The sequence below is a fragment of the Microbulbifer okhotskensis genome, from assembly GCF_023895975.1.
GTDB lineage: Bacteria > Pseudomonadota > Gammaproteobacteria > Pseudomonadales > Cellvibrionaceae > Microbulbifer > Microbulbifer okhotskensis.
In genome coordinates, this window is the sequence record NZ_JALBWM010000580.1 from 1 (window position 1) to 216 (window position 216).

The following is a 216-nucleotide window of genomic DNA, read 5'->3' on the forward strand; positions in this document are numbered from 1 at the left end:
GGCGCATCAGGTACATGCCCATGGCGTAACCGCCCAGGGCGAAGAAGGCCGCGTGGCCCAGGGTCAGAATACCCAGATAGCCCCACACCAGATCCACCGCCACCGCCAGCAGCGCCAGCGTCAGGTACTTGCCCATCAGCGTCACTGTGTAGGTCGGAACATGTAACGCATGGCCCGCCGGCACCATCAAATTCAGCAGCGGCACCGCGATAACCA

General features: G+C 63.0%; 1 pseudogene. It reads right to left on the minus strand.

What is annotated here, in order from left to right:
• Positions 1-216, minus strand: a pseudogene (locus MO867_RS23345) (urea ABC transporter permease subunit UrtC); the annotation flags it as partial.